The 1,312-nt window shown below is 49.6% G+C and carries 1 protein-coding gene; it reads right to left on the bottom strand.

The window, feature by feature from the left end; genetic code table 11:
• Positions 1–4: 4 nt before the first annotated feature.
• Positions 5–1,260, bottom strand: a protein-coding gene (locus tag SPL01S_RS24120) for an IS3 family transposase (RefSeq protein ID WP_111738551.1) whose coding sequence is annotated in 2 segments (ribosomal slippage) — positions 5–909 and positions 909–1,260 — 1,257 coding nt in all. Because the reading frame shifts where the segments join, the coding sequence is not laid out codon by codon here.
• Positions 1,261–1,312: the final 52 nt, after the last annotated feature.

Raw genomic sequence — 1,312 nt, 5'->3', positions numbered from 1 at the left:
CTGACTAGTCCTGGCATAGGTTGACACTTTTATGCCTGTAAAACGCCTGATGCACTGCATCGGGCGTTTTGTATTTTAGCGACTGGTGAGGCCGCTCTCCGTTGTAAATTTCTATCGATTCCCTCACCATCTTTCTTGCCTGCTCCAGATCTGCCGGGCGTGATAGCAAAAACTCCGTCTTCAGTATCCCGTTCACCCTTTCCGCCAATGCGTTCTGATAGCAGTCATAGCCATCTGTCATTGAGCAGATTAGCCCGTGCTTTTCATGGATTGACTGGTAACTTGCTGAACAATATTGTATTCCACGGTCAGAGTGATGAATTAGCGGCTGAGTCGTTTTTCTCTGCTTTAAGGCCTGTTTCAGGGCCTGCACGACATTGTCAGTACGCAGATCGCTGTGCACATGATGGCCCATTATTTTCCTTGAGCAGGCATCCGTTATCAGGCTCAGATAGACCATGCCATTCCGGGTTGGAAGGTAGGTAATATCCGCTACCCATACCTGTTCTGGTCGCCTTACCACCACCTGTTCCGGCCCCGTTTTTAATAAATTGGGATGTCGCCGAAAACGGTGATGGCTGTCCGTTGTTTTATGGTACGCCCGTCTGACTGGCACCAGCAGTCTGCGCTCCTTCAGCAGGGAGAACAACCGGTCACGTCCGACATGCAATCCATCATCTGATTGTTTATTCAGCAGATAATGCAACTTGCGGGTTCCGATACGCGCCTGACGTACTCTTATCGTTTTAACGAAATCGACGATCCGGACATCACGAGCCCGCTGCTTACTAAGCCGTGTATTGTGCTGATACCAGGCCTGTCGGCTGTGTCCCAGGAACTGGCAGACCCGGGTAATGGTTATTTTTTGGGTCTGTTTTTGCGTGAGGACTTGCCTGGCCGCTTTTTTATAACACTGATCCCATAGTCATTTTTCAGCACGTTAACGACAGCATCAAGGAACTCCGCTTTCTGGGTGACCAGCTCAAGCTGTTCTTCAAGTTCCCTGATCCTTTGCTCAGGAGTTAAAGGGGCAGGCGGTTGGTTCATGGGCAACTCCCAGCTGGAGAGAAGGGGAAGACCTGGGGACCAGTTAAGGTGGCCATGCTTGCGCAACCAGGTCAGAACGGTCGAACGTCCCTGAATACCATAGCGCAGTTGAGCCTGTTTGTAGGTCATTTCGCCTTTTTCAACCTGCTCAACAACAGCAATTTTAAAAGACAAAGGATAGTCACGTTGTGTGCGTTTAAACTCAGCCATTATCACGTTCTCCAGATTTAAGTCGAAAACGTGTCAACGCTATTCAGGATGGGTC

Origin of the sequence: Serratia plymuthica NBRC 102599 (assembly GCF_001590925.1) — a bacterium.
GTDB classification, from domain to species: Bacteria; Pseudomonadota; Gammaproteobacteria; order Enterobacterales; family Enterobacteriaceae; genus Serratia; species Serratia plymuthica.
This window is presented reverse-complemented; position numbering and strand designations above follow the sequence as displayed.